At 63.4% G+C, this 16326-nt stretch carries 17 protein-coding genes; 10 read left to right on the top strand and 7 right to left on the bottom strand.

Annotated features, from left to right (window positions below):
• From GPA25_RS22845 to GPA25_RS22825, 5 genes are all read right to left on the bottom strand, one after another.
• Positions 1-220 (bottom strand): diguanylate cyclase domain-containing protein (locus GPA25_RS22845; protein WP_169262704.1); only part of this gene is annotated, 220 nt, incomplete at its 3' end.
• A gap of 838 nt (positions 221-1058) precedes the next feature.
• On the bottom strand, positions 1059-1595 hold the full coding sequence (locus GPA25_RS22840; protein WP_281357760.1) for a LysR substrate-binding domain-containing protein: 537 nt from the start codon (positions 1593-1595) through the stop codon (positions 1059-1061).
• Between the two features lie 423 nt (positions 1596-2018).
• Positions 2019-5120, bottom strand: a complete 3102-nt coding sequence (locus GPA25_RS22835; protein ID WP_169262702.1) for an efflux RND transporter permease subunit — start codon at positions 5118-5120, stop codon at positions 2019-2021.
• Positions 5117-6256, bottom strand: a complete 1140-nt coding sequence (locus tag GPA25_RS22830) for an efflux RND transporter periplasmic adaptor subunit (RefSeq protein WP_169262701.1) — start codon at positions 6254-6256, stop codon at positions 5117-5119. The genes GPA25_RS22835 and GPA25_RS22830 overlap by 4 nt, the downstream gene beginning before the upstream one ends.
• Positions 6257-6339: 83 nt before the next feature.
• Complete coding sequence (locus tag GPA25_RS22825; RefSeq protein WP_246266109.1) at positions 6340-6984, bottom strand: TetR/AcrR family transcriptional regulator; 645 nt, start codon at positions 6982-6984, stop codon at positions 6340-6342.
• Between the two features lie 95 nt (positions 6985-7079).
• On the opposite strand from GPA25_RS22825, the gene GPA25_RS22820 reads away from it, so the two are divergent.
• From GPA25_RS22820 to GPA25_RS22805, 3 genes are all read left to right on the top strand, one after another.
• Complete coding sequence (locus tag GPA25_RS22820) at positions 7080-8570, top strand: efflux transporter outer membrane subunit (protein WP_169262700.1); 1491 nt, start codon at positions 7080-7082, stop codon at positions 8568-8570.
• A 5-nt stretch (positions 8571-8575) separates the two neighbouring features.
• Positions 8576-9361, top strand: a complete 786-nt coding sequence (locus GPA25_RS22815; RefSeq protein ID WP_169262699.1) for an SDR family NAD(P)-dependent oxidoreductase — start codon at positions 8576-8578, stop codon at positions 9359-9361.
• Positions 9362-9741: 380 nt separating this feature from the next.
• On the top strand, positions 9742-10389 hold the full coding sequence (locus GPA25_RS22805; protein WP_246266107.1) for a PaaI family thioesterase: 648 nt from the start codon (positions 9742-9744) through the stop codon (positions 10387-10389).
• A 36-nt stretch (positions 10390-10425) separates the two neighbouring features.
• Here GPA25_RS22805 and GPA25_RS22800 read toward each other — a convergent pair whose 3' ends face one another.
• Positions 10426-10815: a hypothetical protein gene (locus GPA25_RS22800; protein ID WP_169262698.1), complete on the bottom strand. Its 390-nt coding sequence runs from the start codon at positions 10813-10815 to the stop codon at positions 10426-10428.
• On the opposite strand from GPA25_RS22800, the gene GPA25_RS23900 reads away from it, so the two are divergent.
• The 7 genes from GPA25_RS23900 to oah all read left to right on the top strand — a co-directional run bounded on the left by GPA25_RS23900 (position 10814) and on the right by oah (position 15783).
• The gene (locus GPA25_RS23900) at positions 10814-10996 is read left to right on the top strand and encodes a VapC50 family PIN domain-containing toxin (RefSeq protein WP_211163316.1); all 183 of its coding nucleotides are present in this window, start codon (positions 10814-10816) and stop codon (positions 10994-10996) included. The genes GPA25_RS22800 and GPA25_RS23900 overlap by 2 nt on opposite strands.
• A gap of 1082 nt (positions 10997-12078) precedes the next feature.
• Positions 12079-12285: a hypothetical protein gene (locus GPA25_RS22785; RefSeq protein WP_169262697.1), complete on the top strand. Its 207-nt coding sequence runs from the start codon at positions 12079-12081 to the stop codon at positions 12283-12285.
• A gap of 26 nt (positions 12286-12311) precedes the next feature.
• Positions 12312-12764 carry a CobW family GTP-binding protein gene (locus tag GPA25_RS22780; RefSeq protein WP_169262696.1) on the top strand — a complete coding sequence of 151 codons (453 nt, stop codon included), beginning with the start codon at positions 12312-12314 and terminating at the stop codon, positions 12762-12764.
• 21 nt (positions 12765-12785) lie between these two features.
• A complete protein-coding gene (locus tag GPA25_RS22775; protein ID WP_169262695.1) occupies positions 12786-13370 on the top strand; it encodes a GTP-binding protein in 585 nt (194 codons plus the stop codon).
• Between the two features lie 248 nt (positions 13371-13618).
• The gene (locus GPA25_RS22770) at positions 13619-13900 is read left to right on the top strand and encodes a hypothetical protein (protein ID WP_169262694.1); all 282 of its coding nucleotides are present in this window, start codon (positions 13619-13621) and stop codon (positions 13898-13900) included.
• Between the two features lie 218 nt (positions 13901-14118).
• Positions 14119-14337: a hypothetical protein gene (locus GPA25_RS22765; protein ID WP_169262693.1), complete on the top strand. Its 219-nt coding sequence runs from the start codon at positions 14119-14121 to the stop codon at positions 14335-14337.
• 318 nt (positions 14338-14655) lie between these two features.
• Entirely contained in the window at positions 14656-15783 is a 1128-nt protein-coding gene (oah, locus tag GPA25_RS22760) for a 6-oxocyclohex-1-ene-1-carbonyl-CoA hydratase (protein WP_169262692.1), read from the top strand.
• A 186-nt stretch (positions 15784-15969) separates the two neighbouring features.
• On the opposite strand, the gene GPA25_RS22755 is transcribed toward oah, so the two are convergent.
• Positions 15970-16326 (bottom strand): 4Fe-4S dicluster domain-containing protein (locus tag GPA25_RS22755; RefSeq protein WP_169262691.1); only part of this gene is annotated, 357 nt, incomplete at its 5' end.

Genomic DNA, 16326 nt, shown 5'->3' with positions numbered 1-16326 from the left:
GATTGCCTCCGGCCTGCTTGGCCTGATACATCGCCGAATCAGCACGCCTCAAAATGTCGGCTGGGCTCGCTTCATGATCATGGAATAGAGTCACGCCGATACTCACCGTGCAACGATGCTCGACCCTAGTGTTCGCTTTCGCCGCAGGAGTGACGTGTAACAGGTACGATTCCGACAAGACCGCGCGCAGCTTTTCGGCGCTGCAAGTACTTGAAAACATGGCGCGACATACCGGGATCGAACCGGTGACACCTGGAGCCACAACTCGGTCGTCACTTTTAAGTGACTGTTTTTATTGATCGTCTGCGCCGCGCGTCCGTTGCAAATGCATGGTGTCAGCAGCATGGGGCTTCATGTAGTCACGCAAATCTCACGCAAGGTTTCAAGCCGGGTTCCGGCGCAATACGAGCCCGCGTAATCGCCCCCTGCGCCGTTGAGTTGCCCACAACGCGTCCGACAGGGGCCTGCTTCCATTGACGTGTCCGAGGGGAAAACGGCATTACCGCCACCCCTCTCCAACCCGCCAAGCCGTGTTATGACTGTTACCCGCCGAGGCCGATCTCAACACCGGCAACAAGAATTCCCTCAGATCGGCGATGACACCGCCCCCAGCGGCATCGGATCGATGGCGTTCTTGCGCTGAAATGCCTGCCATTGCTTTTCCTTCCGGGCATCGGTGACGAACTCGTCTTTGAGGCCGGTGGGTGCGCTCCAGGGTCTGCCAGTACAAATGGGCAAAGTTGCAGCCCAAAAAACCCTGGGGCCGCATGTCGAGCATGGGATACGGCAATCCGTCAAACCAACCGTCGCTCATTTCCCCTTCGTCCAACGGCCAGGCGAAGGGCTCACTGAACGTCAGGGCGCTATCCTCCGGGTACGTGAGGTCCAAGGCGCCCACCACATGCCTCGTCACGCTCACATCGATTCGGCCAGTGTACGAAATGCAACGAAAACTGCAACGCAACTTTGATGATAGTCATTTAAACCCAATGCGTTAGCGCATGAGCGCATTGAAGTTACGCAACGAGTTTGGAGCCGCCCCACGGGTTAGATGTCTATCAATTTTCGGTCGGCGCCAACCGCTTGCCGCAATACGCATCAACCTGCAGTGATCGCCCTACACACGGCGGTTCAGGACAGAGTCTCGCGGCCCGACTCCGGCGGTCGCTGAAGTGTTCGACGAGCAATTGCCTGAGCCACCGGTTCGCCGGATCCCGGTGGTACTTGGCATGCCGGAAGAGTTTGATGGCAATTTCCGGCAACGTTGCGGGATGCGGCACATAGACCAGATCGAAGGGCTCCACGCAACGCATCGCAAAGCGCTCGGGCACGCTGGCGATCAGGTCGGTCGAGTGAAGGATGTGCCCGACGGCTATGAAATGGGGCACGACCACCCGCACACGACGGCGAATGCCCGCCCGATCCAGCATCGTATCGATCTCGCCGTGGCCGGTGCCGGCAGACACGACGACCACGTGCTCCAGCGACTGGAACAGATCGAGGGTCATCGGCTGACTGGCGGCCGGGTGCCCGCGGCGGAACATGCAGACGTAGCGCTGCTTGAACAGCCGCCGCTGGAAGAAGCCGGCCTGCAAACCGGGAATCAGCGCACGTCTCCCGTGCGAAATTTTTACCTCGCAGACGTAGCGCCACCGAGCGCGTCCGTCTCCAGAAAAACACCAATGGTGTTGGCACCGGTTACCGATTGGCCAGACCAGAGCGCATCTGCCGGTGCCCATGGTGGTGCCCTTCGTGTAATGGCGGCAGAGGCACTTGAACCCGCGCAAACCCACCTCGTCGCGACGACGAGGGAAGCTCACATTTCGCCGGGTGGGGCTTTCACCCACTGGAAAAAAGACGCCGCCTTTGCACAGCGCACACCCTAAGGGGGCGTTCGGCCCGGTTCAAAGCAGACGTCGAAAGCTTCGCGAAGCAAAGCGTCGATATGCCAGACCATAGCCTGAGCGAGCGTAGGGTGCCGAGTACCTGCAGCGTAGTAACAGTGGCGGCTCCTTGTGCTAGGCCGCGACAGCTTCCGTTCGCATCGCAGGAACGGCTTGCCCATCCCTCGCCGCCGGCCTGATCTTGAACCAGATCGCGTACAAGGCCGGCAAGAACACCAGGGTCAGCACCGTCCCGGCGAAGGTGCCACCGATCAGGGTATAAGCCAGCGTGCCCCAGAAGACCGACTGGGTGAGCGGAATAAACGCCAGCATGGCGGCGAGCGCGGTCAGGATGACCGGACGCGCGCGCTGCACGGTGGCCTCGACGACGGCATCGAAGGGCGCCAATCCGTCCTTCTCGTTGCTGCGAATCTGACCGATCAGGATCAGCGTGTTGCGCATCAGGATTCCGGACAGCGCGATCAGGCCGACCAGCGCGTTGATCCCGAACGGCTGCTGGAACAACAGCAGCGTTGGCACGACCCCGATCAGGCCCAACGGCGCGGTGGCGAACACCATCGTCATCGCGGAAATCGAGCGGACCTGGAAGATGATGGTGATCAGCGTCAAGGCGATCATGATCGGGAAGATCGGCGCCAAGGCGCGATTCGCCTTGCCTGATTCCTCGATCGAACCGCCCTGCTCGATCCGGTAGCCGGCCGGCAGCTTGGCGATGATCGGCTGAAGCTCCTGGAATACGGCGGTGGACACGTCCGGCGGCTGCAAGCCCTCGGCGATATCGCCACGCACCGTGATCGTTGGCGTGCGATCGCGGCGGCGCAGGATCGGGTCTTCCATGCGGACGTCCACGGCGCCGATCTGCGCCAGCGGAATCCGTTGGCCGGCCGCCCCTACCAGCGTGAAATCGGCGATCCGGCCCGGATCGAGCCGCGTCGTCCCGGCCGAACGGGCAGCGACCTGGACCGAACGGATGTCCTCGCGCACCTCGGTAATCGGGATGCCGCTCAACAGGAACTGAAGCTGTTGGGCCACGTCGCTGGAGCTCAGGCCGAGGCTCTGCAGCCGGTCTTGATCGAGCGAGAAACGCAGCGTGGGCACGCGCTCGCCCCAGTCGGTATTGACCGTTCGCATCTGCGACGAGGCCTGCATCACGGCACGCACCTGTGCCGCGATGTCGCGCAGCTTGTCGGGGTCGGGCCCCATCACGCGGAAAGCCACCGGGAAGGGCGAGTACGGGCCGAACACCAACTGGGTCATCCGCACGCGCGCCCCCGGCGCCAAGCCGTCGGCCACCGCCTGCCGCAGCCTGAGCTTGAGCGCCTCACGCGTCGCCTGGTCGTCGGTCAGGACCACGATCTTGGCGAAGGAAGGATCGGGCAGTTCCGGCGCCATGGCGAGGTAGAAGCGCGGCGCTCCCTGTCCGACGTAGGCGGTCACGATCTTCGCTTCCGGCTGCTTGGCCAGCCAGGCCTCGACCTTGGCGGCGGCGGCACTCGTCTGCTGGATCGAGGTGCCATACGGCATCTGGACTTCGACCAATACCTCGGGCCGATCGGAGGTCGGAAAGAACTGCTTGTTGACCACGCCCATGCCCAGGATCGCAACGACGAAGGCGCCGATCACGCCCGCCGCGACCAGCCATTTGCGCCGGATCACCGATCCCAGCAGACGGCGGAAGCGCTCGTAGTGCGGGGTCGCGTAGATCGCCTGGTGCCCGCGCTCGTGCTGCTTCAAGTTCGGGAGCAGCTTCACCCCCAGGTAGGGCGTAAACACGACGGCGACGATCCACGACGCGATCAACGCAATGCCGACGATCCAGAATATGTTGCCGGCGTACTCGCCGGCGGTCGACTTGGCAAAGCCGTTCGGCATGAAGCCGATCGCCGTCACCAGCGTCCCGGCGAGCATCGGCGCGGCGGTATGGCTCCACGCATAGGCCGCGGCGCGGATGCGGTCGTAACCCTCCTCCATCTTCACGACCATCATCTCGATGGCGATGATCGCATCATCGACCAGCAGCCCCAGGGCGAGGATCAGCGAGCCCAGCGTGATTCGGTCGAAGTTCTTGCCGGTGGCCGCCATGATCACGAACACCGCGGCCAGGGTCAGCGGAACCGCTGCCGCGACGATGATGCCGGCCCGCCATCCCATGCTGAGGAAGCCGACCAGCACCACCACGCCGAGGGCAACGAAGAACTTGACCATGAACTCGTTGACGGCCGAGTGGATATTGACCGACTGGTCCGTCACTTTGGACAGGCTCAAGCCGAGCGGCATCTCGGCGTTGATTGCCGCCGCTTCCGACTCCAGCGCCTTGCCGAGATCGAGGCCGTTCCAACCCTCGCGCATGACCACGCCGAGCAGCAAGGCCGGTTCGCCGTTGTTGCGGATGAGGAAGCTGGCCGGATCCTCGTAGCCCCGCTTCACCTCGGCGATGTCGCCGAGCTTCAGCGTCCGGCCCCGCGCCGCGACCGGCGTATTCCGGATCGCCTCCAGGTCGTCGATCGCGCCATCCAGCCGGATGAAAACCTGCGGGCCCTTGGCTTCGATCGAGCCGGCCGGCGTCATGACGTTGCGCCCGTTCAGCGCGGCGAAGAGGTCGCGCGGCGAGACGCCCAGCGTCGCCAGGCGGTCATGGGAGAACTCGACGAAAATCCGTTCGGCCTGCTCGCCGATGATGTTCACCTTCTTGACGCCCGCCACGTGCAGCAGACGCTGACGCATGGTCTCCGCGTCGCGCACCAGGTTTCGATGCGGCTCGCCCTTGGCTTTCAAGGCATAGAGCGCAAAGGTCACGTCGGCGTATTCGTCGTTCACCAGCGGGCCGATGACGCCACGCGGCAGCTTGCCGGCCTCGTCGCCGAGTTTCTTGCGCGCCTGATAGAACTGCTCGGGGACCTCGGCGGGCGGCGTGCTGTCGAGCAGGTACACGGTGGTGAAGGCCAGGCCCGGTCGCGTAAAGGTTTCGGTCCGGTCATACCAGCGCAGTTCCTGCATGCGCTTTTCCAGCGGCTCGGCGACCAGTTCTTCCATCTCCTTGGCGGTGGCGCCGGGCCAGGCGGTGACCACGGTCATCTGCTTGACCGTGAACGCGGGGTCCTCGGCGCGGCCCAGCGTCAGGAAGGCCACGACGCCGGCGATGAAGATCGCCAGCATCAGAAACAGGGTGACCGGACGCTCGCGTACGGCGAGCGCGGAGAGGTTGAAGGCGCTCATTTGACGACTCCCACACTGGCCGCTGCCACGCGTTGCGCCGCTTCGTTCCCGGCGACTCGCACCTGCTCGCCTTCGTGCAGCAGATGCGCCCCGAGCGCCACGACGCGATCGCCCGCCTTGAGGCCGCCGACGACCAGCGCCGCATCTTCACTGAGGCCGGCGACCTGCACGGCACGCCAGGTGACCCGGGGCCCATGCCCTTCGCCCCCCTCCCCTTCGACCAGCCATATGCCGGCGCCCTTGCCCGGATCGAAGATCGCGCCGATCGGCACCTGCAGCGTCGGGGCGGAACGGCCGTTCGGAATCTCGATCGAGATGGTCGAGCCCAGCGGTGCGTCGGCCAGCCGGCCCTCCAGGACGTAGCGCGCCTCGAAGGTCCGCGTCTGCGGGTTGGCGGCGTCGGACAACTGGCGCAGTTTCGCCGCGCCGGTCAGCCCGCTGCCATACAAGCGGGCCCGGCCGGTGGAGCCGATCGGAGGACGCAGGGTTTCGGGGAGTTCGATGACCGCCTCGCGACGCTCGGCATGCGCCACGCGGACGACGACCTGGCCCGCAGCGACCACCTGGCCCGGCTCGGCCAGGGTGTCCACCACCACGCCGTCTGAATCGGCGAGCAGGACGGCGTAGCCCGTTTCGTTGTGGGCAAGGTCGGCCTGGGCCTGGGCCGCCATGAGGTCGGCGCTCGCCGAATCGGCGGCCGCCTTGGCCTTGTCGTAGGCGGAGGCCGACACCGCGCCGGAAGACACCACATCGCGGTATCTCGCCTCGTCCTGCGCGGTCTGGCGCGCGCGCGCCGTGGCGGCGGCAACGGCCTGGTCGTGGGCGCGCGTGGCGAGCCGCAAGTCGGTGGGGTCGATGCGCATCAGCGGCTGACCGCGCTTGACGGACTGCCCGGTATTGACCAGGCGCTGCAGGAGCTTGCCGGGAACGCGAAAACCCAGGTCGCTCTGCACCCGCGCCGCAACGATGCCGGTGAAAGAACGCTCGGCATGGACGGCGGGCTCGACCGTGCCCAGTCGCACCAGGGGGATCCCGGTCCGCGGATCAATTGAAGAAGTGGCGTCGCTGCACGCTGCCAGGGCTAAGGGCAGCAGACCGACGACGGCGAGGAAAGGAATATTGCGGCGCTGAAGCATGGCGACCTCCGGTAAGGGAACGCCTTCATGCTAGAACTCGTGACCATTTCTGTCAATAGTCACTAACGCAATCGTTCAGCGCCCTAAGGGGCCAAGCTGCGCAGCACCAGGTTGGAAAGCTGCGCCGGCCCCTCCTCGACAGCATCGAGGTTGTACTGGAGCAGCAGCGGACTCACATAGGGCTGCATGACGAGATCGATCGCATGCACCGTCTCATCCAGCGGCGTCTTGCGCTCGAACTCACCTTTCTCCCGCCCTTCGCGGATCACTTCCGTGAGGATCTGCCGGATCCGCTCGCAGTGGGCGCGGGCGGACGGCCAGCCTTCGCCGGCGGAGTGCGCGGCAATGTCGTACAGCTTGCGATCGTTGAAGAACAGACTCGCGCCGGTCGCCGCCAAAGTCTTGAACATTCGGCGGAATTTCTCCGTCGGCGTGGTCGCGCCAGCCACCGCCTCTTCGACCGCCACGACGATGGCGGTCAAGGTCTTGGAACAGATGGCCTCGCCGATCGCCTGCTTGGAATCGAAGAACTTGTAGATGTAAGCCTTGGAAAAGCCGATCGCCTTGGCGAGGTCGGAGACCGTGGTCTTGTCGTAGCCGTAGTGGCCGAAGTGCTCGCCGGCCGCCTCCACGATCTGGTCTCGGACATTGTGGTCGGCGGGGCCGCGCGATGCGGGGGCGGAAGAAGCGATTGGGTTCATAGAAAAACAATACCTCACGCGTTCCATCTTCGCAACCAGTGACTGTTTCAGTTGACAGTCACTTCACGTGTGACTATTGTTGTTTTTAGTCACCAAAACCATTCAGCTTCCGAAGGACTCTCATGCTCCCCCATCCTCGTTCTCTCGCCGTTCTTCTGAGCGCCGTCGCCTTGACGGGCTGCGCCGTTGGACCCGACTACCGCCATCCTGAGATCGCGCTGTCCGCAAACTTCGTCGGGCGGGACGGGGTCGACCAGCGGCAGGTTCAGCACCAGGCCGACCTAAAGGCCTGGTGGGCCGCCTTCGACGATCCCCTGCTGACGCGCTTCGTCTCCCTGGCCGTGGACCAGAACCTGGAGATCGCGCAAGCGTCGGCCCGCGTTGCCCAGTCGCGCGCGTCATTGCGCCATGCCGATGCGGCGCTGCTGCCGGCGGGCAACGTGAGCGCAAACGCGGCGCAAGCCTACCAGTCGGTCGAGACCCCGCTGGGGCAGGTGCTCGGCGCCACGCCCGGCTTCGACCGCAGTGGCAGTTCCTACGAAGCCAACCTCGGTGCGAGCTGGGAGATCGACGTGTTCGGCGGCCTGCGACGAGGGCGGGAGGCTGCACACGCGGCGTACGAGGCCTCCGAAGCCGGCGCGGTGGCGACACGGCTGGCCGTGGCCGCGCAGACGGCGGATGTTTACGTCGTGATCAGGGGCTTGCAGGCGCACATCGCGATCGCCAGACAGCAGGTGGAGACCCGCCGTCAGTTGCTCGCCATGGTCACGCTCCAGTACGAGAAGGGGATCGCCGCCGAGCTCCAGATGAACCAGGCCGAGGGTTCGCTCACCCAGGCCGAGGCGCAGATCCCCGTCCTCGAAGCCGGCCTCGATTCGGCGATGAATGCGCTGGACGTGCTGCTCGGGGTGCCGCCGGGAACCTACCGCACGGCGCTGGCCGCGGTGACGCCGGTCCCGGTCGCCCCGGGTCTGGCCGAGACCGGGACCCCGGCCGAGATGATTCGGCGCCGGCCCGATCTGATCGCCGCCGAGCGGCGCCTGGCTGCGGCCAATGCGCGCATCGGCGCGGCGGTCGCGGAGTACTACCCCAAGTTTTCGCTCGCCGCCCTGCTCGGCAGCGCCACCGCAATAGCCAGCGGCAATCTCTTCACCGGGGCTGCAGCCCAAGCCCAGGGCGCCCTCGGAATGCGCTGGCGCTTGTTCGACTTCGGCCGCGTCGACGCGCAGATCGCCGCCGCGCATGGACAGGAGGCCGAAGCCCTGGCGGCCTACCGGCTGGCCGTGTTGCGTGCGACCGAGGATGTCGAGAACGCCTTCTCCGCCCTCGTCAAGCGCGAGGCCCAGGTCGGCATCCTGACGCGGGGTGAATCGTCGCTCGCCCGTGCGCGCGAAAACTCGCTTGCCGCCTACGAGGGCGGCGTCGTCAGCCTGATCGAGGTGCTCGATGCCGACAGCAAGCTGCTGCAGGCGCGCGACGCGAAGGCACAGGCGCAAACGGAGGCTGCGCGCGCCGCCATTGCCTCCTTCCGGGCATTGGGGGGCGGATGGGATGCGCCGCATGTAAGCAGCAAGCGCCTTTACAGCGACCTTTCCACTACTGACAGCAGGTAAACAGAATGGCCAAAACAAACAATTCATGGGTGCTCATCACGGGCGCATCGAGCGGCTTCGGCGAGGAGTTCGCCCGCCAATATGCCGGGCAAGGCCACTCGCTGGTCCTGGTGGCGCGCCGGCTGGACCGGCTTCAAGCACTCGCCGAGGCACTACGTCGGCAGTACCGCATCGACGTCGTGGCGGAGCAGGTCGATCTCTCGGACATTGCAGCGGTCACCCAGCTGCATCGGCGCCTCCACGAGCGGGGCATTGCGATCGACATCCTGATCAACAACGCCGGCCATGGAATGCAAGGCCCGTTCGTGGATAGCCAGCTGGATGCGGCGCTGGCGATGGTGCAGCTGGATGTCGCGAGCCTGACCGCGGTCACCCATGTCTTTGCGCAAGACATGCGGACACGAGGACGCGGGAAGATCCTGCTGGTGGCCAGCTTGCTGGCCTACCAGGGCGTGCAGAACTTCGCCGTCTATGCAGCCGCCAAGGCCTACGTGTTGCGCCTGGGTGAAGCGCTCCATCGCGAACTCAAGCCCGATGGCGTCACGGTGACGGCGCTGTGCCCAGGCATCTCGGACACCGGCTTCGCCACCGCGGCGCAGCAGAAGATCACGCCCGCGTTGAAGCGCCTGATGATGCAGCCGGCCCCCGTGGTCCGCGCCGGTATCCGCGCCTTGCAGGCCGGACGCATCAGCGTCGTGCCGGGCTGGGCGAACAAGGCCCTCGTGATCCTCACGTGGGCGACGCCACGCCGGCTGCACCAAGCCTTTTTGTCGCACGCGATGAACGGATAACACGTATTTCCCACCCGAGCGGTGCCAAGCCCAACGGTGCCGCCCGCCGACTGCTTCACCTGAACAGGAGACTCATCATGAATTCGATTCTGGCGTTGTCCGGGCGCGGCAGTCGATACTGAGCGTGACACAGCATTCGGCAGCCATCCGCACCCCGACGGCAATCGCGGCGCTGGCGCCGGCGGATCCGCATGAATTCGCGCGTCAGCGAATCCTTGCGTCGCCCGTGGCGGGCGTCGCGTTCCGGCCCGCACTCGCGACGGGATCCCAGCCGACGATCGACCCGCACGAGCGCGCGCGCCGCTCAATTCTGGGAAGCTCGGGTGAGTTGCGGGACTAGTTCCACATCATCCAGCCGCAGTAGTGAAGTAGAAAATGCCATGGCGCAACAGGACGTCACAAAGCCTGACAGCGGTACCCACGTCTTTGCGCAAGACATCACCCTGCACACCTATATCAAGGATGTTGATTTCATGACAACGCCAACCGACGCGATGAATCCCGAAGAAACGCTGGCCCGCTGGCGGGCCGAGGAAGCGGCCGTGCGCGCCCGCCTCCAGACGGCTCCCGGCGTGGCCTCGCCCGCCCAGGTCGCCGGGCGCAGCGGATTGCAGATATTCCAGGCGCTCCTCGCCGGCGAGATCCCGCCCCCGCCGATGGCTGTCACGCTCGACTTCACCCTGGTTCGCATCGAGCTCGGGTTCGCGGTATTCCAGGGACAGCCAGGCTTCAGCCATTACAACCCGATGGGCACGGTGCACGGCGGCTGGTTCGCGACCATGCTCGACTCTGCCATGGGATGCGCCGTGCATTCCACGCTGCCGGCAGGCAAGGCCTACACAACCCTGGAACTGAAGCTCAACCTTGTCCGCGCACTCACCGACGCGGTGCCGCTGGTACGCGCCGAAGGCCGGCTGGTCCACAGCGGCCGCCAAGTGGCGACGGCGGAAGGCCGGCTTGTCGGACCGGACGGTAAGCTCTACGCCCACGCGAGCACCACTTGCCTGGTCTTTGACCAGACTTCATAGAAGATCGGAAAGGCTTCGGCCCAGCTCGCGCCTCGATCATAGCTGCGAATAAGGGATATCGACTTGGAGCATCGTGCAATGCGGATGTGGCCACGACGAAGATTGACGTCGTGTCCCGAGGCTTGCGGCGGTGCGGCCCAAAGCACGTTTGGCCGCTTGTTCAACTTCGGCCTTGCGATGACGCCGAAAGTGTGAGTTCGAGTTGGACCGCGGAAAGCAGACGGTGGCGATTGGGGCGCGGGTGCCGCTGAGCGCGAAGCGCACGATGGCGGTCCGAAGCACCGCGACCGTGATCGCTCGGGCGAGCGTCTCGCCGACCAGAGCCCGCCCATAGGCGATCAACTCGAGGCCGTCGACGTCAGCGCATTCCTGCAAGCGCTGCGTGGTGCAACATGACACCGAAACCGAGGCTGGGATCACCGACATGTTCGTCACCCAGCACGTCATCGGAGGCGGCGCATTATCGTTCCTGAAGCTGTCGCCGCCCTGGATGGCGGCTCGGGTCTGCGAAGCGGTTGCCAACCACCGGCGCTCGCTGAAGCATCTGCCCAAGACGGCCGACGAGTACCTGGACACCTTGTTCAAGCAGGATCTGACCCGACTGTAGGCGTCCTCCGAGACTGGAAGGGGCGGCTTTCTGAAATTCGCATTGCATCGTCTAGCTCACGACCGCCTCACGACCGCCCCACGCCGGCCCTCTCCTGCCGCGCGCCCGGTCGGGTCCCCTGATTGTCAGTAGGAATCCAATTTGCCTTCGAGAGGCCCCGACTTGTCTCGGCATCGTCCGGAACTCGGAATAGTGCCTGAGCGTATGCATCGACACCCGCTTGTCGATCCGTGCCGCTTCGGCGGCGCCGTGGATGACCTGATTGAGCTGACGCGTGCGGAGCGACTCGAACGGATTCAGGCCACGGGAATAGCGAGCCGCCATCGCCCCTTTTTTTCCATCACGGCCTTCGATTGACCATGCCGACGGAATATGAGCACTAGTGGGTTTTGAGAAAAACGCTGGACTTTTGAAAAAACGGCACCCGAGGGGTGCCGTAATTCCTTGATTATATGGGGCGACATACCGGGATCGAACCGGTGACACCTGGAGCCACAAGACTGGGGCCTAACACGTAAAATCAAACACTTGCGTCACTTTTTTTTCAAAACAACGTCTCCCCACACCCAGCAACAGCGCGGAACTCCGGCGGACTTTTGAAAGTTTAGTGAGCGCAAACTGACCGATTCCAGCGTCCTAACAAACGTCAGTAACCATCAGGCGTTGCGCAGTGTGATCACCACTCAGATCGGCCGACGGGAGCTGCCGCACCGCTGCCCTCCTCGACAAGAACCGCTGGCTCGCGAGCGCACGCCCGCTCAGTCACTGTCATCGACACTGGCCAAATAACTGCTGACTTGCAATCGATCGAGGCGTGTGTGGAGCTCCGAATAACCGCAACATCGGTCGCCGAGCGGAGGGACGCCGTCCTGATACGCGGGCGGCGGGGCAAGGAGATCCCGATCGCCACAGACGAGAAAGCGTCCCATCCGGCGAGAAAGGCTGCTTGACAGGAGGGAACGATAGGGTCGTAAAAGTCCTTGCCGGAGCGTTAGACCCAGACTAATTCGTCACACAATGGCAGTTTAGATGTAACAGAAGGTAGCTAATCTGCCCGGTTCCACTTCTCGTCCGGCCACCTGATGCGTACGCAGCGTACTTCTCTCTTCGGCAAATACCGTGCCTTGGTGTTCGCCGTTGCGACATTTTTTGTCCTCAGCGTCAGCGTCAACGTCTATTCGCTGAATTTTTCATCGTTGCGTCAAGTCGAGGCCGACGCAACGAAGATCAACGACGGGGGAAAACTGCGCGATGCCGGCGCGCCCACATCGAATGAGCCTGGTCCGTGAATGGGCTGGAGCAAGAGGAGAGGAGCATGGTGCGCTTCACGACGCCGGTGACGATCATCACGGGATTTCTTGGCAGCGGCAAGACCACGCTGATTAACCGCATTTTGAGGGAATCGCACGGTCAGCGCATTGCGGTGATAGAAAACGAGTTCGGCGAAGTCGGCGTCGATGCCGAATTCCTTGCGACCGGCGGCGACGAGACGATCATTCAGCTCGCCAACGGCTGTGTGTGCTGCACCGTGCGCGGTGACCTCGCGCGAGCGCTGCACGACCTCGCCCGTCAGGCCGACACGGGTGGTTTCAGCTTCGACCGAGTAGTCATCGAGACGACCGGCGTCGCCGACCCCGGCCCGGTGATCCAGACCTTCCTCGCTAAGACCGCGCTCGTGACGCGCTACCACCTTGACGGTGTCGTCGCGCTTGCGGACTGCCTGCACGCCTCCACCTTACTGAGGGAGCGTGCAGAAGTCCGCGCCTAGGCCGCATACGCCGATCGCCTGTTGATCACGAAGAGCGACCTTGGCGATACCGGGCAAACGGCGGCTCTCACCGCACAACTCACCGAAATCAACCCGCGCGCCGAGGTGCAAGCGCTGGACCTCAACGCCGTGCCGATCGACCGGGTGTGTGCGCTGCTCTTCGAAACCCGCGCCTATGCGCCGGACTACATTCCGCCGGACGAACTCACGCGTACCTTCCTGCGGGCGAAGATGGCGCCTGCGACCTCCCCCTTGGGCGGCAAGGCCCGCATGGCAACGGGGCACCTGCATGATGTGGTGTCCTGCGTGTTCCAGTCGGAGGAGCCGATCGAACTCGACTGCCTCAACGCCTTCCTCGACACTGCACAGGAGCGCTACGGCACTCGCCTGTGGCGCTGCAAGGGCATTGTTCAGGCCGTGAGTTTGCGCCAACGACTGATCGTGCAGGGCGTGCAAGGCGTTGTCCAGATCAGCGGCGGTACCGTGTGGCGCAACTACGAGCCACGCCGCACGACGCTTGTGTTCATCGGCCAAGAGATCGAGCCAGCGTGGATTCTCGAACGCCTGCAATCGTGTGTCGGGAGAAACGTCACGGCCGCGGCTTGAGTTTGGCATTCCCGTACGGCTGTTTTGCACTTACCCGCCTGGTGATCAACGCATGGACCTTCTCAACGTTTGCTCGTGCTTCCAATTCAGCCGGAATGTCTGATCGATTGGTGGTCGGCCGCCCCTCTCGAATGGCGTGGGAGCATCATCCTGCGCCGCTGCCGGCAGCGGATCCTCGATCAGCGCGGACGATCTTGCCTCGCTGGCCTCGCTCTGTACAAGCTTGATTTCATCTGAGGACAAATCCCATGGGCAACACTGATCACCTGTATGTGATCTATTCCGAGTCCGAGTTCACGTCGGAGGGCGACGGAGCCGGCGGCTTCTGGTCAGTCGAAGACGGTTGGGGCCCGCTGAAAACCGCTACACGCTTCAGTCGGGAAGAAATGGCTGTGTACAAACTCCCGTTCTGTCCGGCACTCGACGCAGTGTGGATACCGGAGGCAGAGATCGACGTACAGAAACACGAAAACGGGAGCGAAGATGCGCATCCGCTCAAGTGGTTCGCTGTGACGTGCATTCGACAATGACGGTGCAATTGTCGTTGTCGCCGGGAATCGGGCACAGGTCGAAGCCGAGCATGGCGCCCCGGTCTGGTTCGTTTCCGTGCTGAGCTCACAGACAGAGATCTTCTACGAGCCTCTCTGATCCGTAAGCTCGCTCGCACGGAAATCTTAACTGCCGCACTGCAGCATTATACATACAGTGGCATGACGCAACAGTTGGCCGCATGGCCACTGGAGGCATCATGCAGTACCGTTTCGCATCACTCGCACCCGAAGACGAAGCAGCCGTCGCCCTGCACTTCCTGACGCTGGACGAAGAAGACCGCGCCTTGGGTTTTGGCGCTTGCACCTCGGATGCCACCCTGGTGAATTACACCCAGGACCTTAACTTCAACCGCGACGTCGCCGAGGGCGTCTGGGATGCCGGGCGGCTCATCGGGTGTCAGCCCGGGGCGGAATGACAGATTTCCATCATGCATATCGGCATTGGCAATCAGGCGACCAAGCCAGCAAATCCAGGTCACCTGCCTAGATTTCCCATAACTCATTTGAGTGATTCCAGCGCGACCCAACTCCGCTAGGCTCGGAATTGTCCGACCGGTCAGTCAGATCATCGGACACCAAAACTAACGGCATGTCGGATGCAATCGGATCAGCACCCCACGCGGTCAGTGTGTCGAACGCCTCGAATGCAGTATATCGCTCGAGAGATTTTGGCTGCGCGGACTCTATGAATGGTGCCGACGCGGCACCGCAAATCCACACTGGAGATCGTATAGATGACTCTCGACTTTCTGAGCAGGGACAACGAGCTGAAGGATCACTCATTGCTCGGGGACACGTACTTCGGCAACGACCAGCCATCCGTGATCTACGAGCGAAAGCCCGTGACGGACCCGGACGGAAAGGTCGCGGAAGGGCTCTACTCGGCCTGGATTACCCTGAACAATCCAGCGCAGTACAACTCCTACACGACCGAAATGGTGAAAGGCGTGATCGCGGCATTCCAGCGCGCGTCGTCGGACCGTAACGTCGTGGCAGCCGTGTTCACCGCCACCGGCGACAAGGCATGGTGCAGCGGGGGCAACACCGCCGAGTACGCGTCCTACTATTCGCGGCGCCCTACGGAATACGGCGACTACATCGACCTCTTCATCGGCATGGTCGACGGGATCCTGAACTGCAAGAAGCCGGTGATCTGCCGCGTCAATGGCATGCGTGTCGCGGGCGGCCAGGAAATCGGCATGGCGACGGACATCACCATCTCTTCGGACATGGCGGTATATGGACAGGCCGGGCCGAAGCATGGCAGTGCGCCGGTGGGCGGGTCGACCGATTTCCTGCCCTGGTTCCTCTCGATGGAGGACGCCCTCTACAACTGCGTGTCCTGCGAGCTGTGGAGCGCCTACAAGATGAAGAACAAGGGCATGATCTCGAAGGTCCTGCCCGTGCTGAAGAAGGACGGGGAGTGGGTGCGCAACCCGAAGGTGCGTACCGACACGTGGGTCGAGAACGGCGAGGTGGTCTACGGCGAGATGGTGTCCGGCGAGCGCCTGAAGGAGGCCGAGGCGCTCATCGAACAGTGCACGGTGGATTTCGAACTGGTGGACAAGGAAGTGAACGCCTTGATCTGGCGCTTCACAAACCTCTTCCCGCACTGCCTCATGAACTCGATTGACGGCATCCGCGGCAAGAAGAAGTTCTTCTGGGACCAGCAGAAGCTGGCCCAGCGGCACTGGCTGGCGGCGAACATGAACAATGAGGCCTGGCTGGGTTTCAACGCATTCGACTCACGCAAGATCACCGGCAAGGACACTATCGATTTCGTGAAGTACCGCCAGCTCGTCGGGGAAGGCGCGCAGATCGACGATCGGTTTGCGGAACAGGTGCTGGCAAAACCCAGGTAAGGCGGAATCCCGGTCGTACATCGCCGGATGAAGCGATTGATGGGGTGTGGGGGCGGAATGTCAGCCTCCACGCCCCGCTTTTTTGCCTGAATAAAAACGAAGGTGTCACGCAAAAGGGCGAGGAGAGAGAGCTATTGGATGCCCTAAAGCGCGGTTGCGACACCCCCGAAAAACCGTGTTCGGTCGTCACATGCCCTGATAGATCGGCCCTTCGCCGCCCTGCGGCACGACCCAGTTGATGTTCTGCGTCGGATCCTTGATATCGCAGGTCTTGCAGTGCACGCAGTTCTGCGCGTTGATCTGCAGGCGCGGGTTTTGCCCGGACTCGTCCCTCACGATCTCGTACACGCCGGCCGGGCAGTAGCGCTGCTCGGGGGCGTCGTACTTGGCGAGGTTCACCGCGATCGGCACCGACGCATCCTTCAGCTGCAGATGGCAGGGCTGATCTTCCTCGTGGTTGGTATTCGACAGGAATACCGACGAGAGGCGGTCGAAGCTCAGCACCCCATCGGGCTTCGGATAGTCGATCTTCGCGCACTCGGC

Origin of the sequence: Aromatoleum diolicum (assembly GCF_012910955.1) — a bacterium.
GTDB classification, from domain to species: domain Bacteria; phylum Pseudomonadota; class Gammaproteobacteria; order Burkholderiales; family Rhodocyclaceae; genus Aromatoleum; species Aromatoleum diolicum.
Note: the sequence above shows the minus strand (reverse complement) of the source record. Positions and strands in the feature narration are given on the sequence as shown.

Coding starts and splice junctions, on each gene's coding strand:
- GPA25_RS22835 (WP_169262702.1), bottom strand. CDS start 5,120: ATGAGCGCCTTCAACCTCTCCGCGCTCGCCGTACGCGAGCGTCCGGTC.
- GPA25_RS22830 (WP_169262701.1), bottom strand. CDS start 6,256: ATGCTTCAGCGCCGCAATATTCCTTTCCTCGCCGTCGTCGGTCTGCTG.
- GPA25_RS22825 (WP_246266109.1), bottom strand. CDS start 6,984: ATGGAACGCGTGAGGTATTGTTTTTCTATGAACCCAATCGCTTCTTCC.
- GPA25_RS22820 (WP_169262700.1), top strand. CDS start 7,080: ATGCTCCCCCATCCTCGTTCTCTCGCCGTTCTTCTGAGCGCCGTCGCC.
- GPA25_RS22815 (WP_169262699.1), top strand. CDS start 8,576: ATGGCCAAAACAAACAATTCATGGGTGCTCATCACGGGCGCATCGAGC.
- GPA25_RS22805 (WP_246266107.1), top strand. CDS start 9,742: ATGGCGCAACAGGACGTCACAAAGCCTGACAGCGGTACCCACGTCTTT.
- GPA25_RS23900 (WP_211163316.1), top strand. CDS start 10,814: ATGTTCGTCACCCAGCACGTCATCGGAGGCGGCGCATTATCGTTCCTG.
- GPA25_RS22800 (WP_169262698.1), bottom strand. CDS start 10,815: ATGTCGGTGATCCCAGCCTCGGTTTCGGTGTCATGTTGCACCACGCAG.
- GPA25_RS22785 (WP_169262697.1), top strand. CDS start 12,079: ATGCGTACGCAGCGTACTTCTCTCTTCGGCAAATACCGTGCCTTGGTG.
- GPA25_RS22780 (WP_169262696.1), top strand. CDS start 12,312: ATGGTGCGCTTCACGACGCCGGTGACGATCATCACGGGATTTCTTGGC.
- GPA25_RS22770 (WP_169262694.1), top strand. CDS start 13,619: ATGGGCAACACTGATCACCTGTATGTGATCTATTCCGAGTCCGAGTTC.
- GPA25_RS22765 (WP_169262693.1), top strand. CDS start 14,119: ATGCAGTACCGTTTCGCATCACTCGCACCCGAAGACGAAGCAGCCGTC.
- oah (WP_169262692.1), top strand. CDS start 14,656: ATGACTCTCGACTTTCTGAGCAGGGACAACGAGCTGAAGGATCACTCA.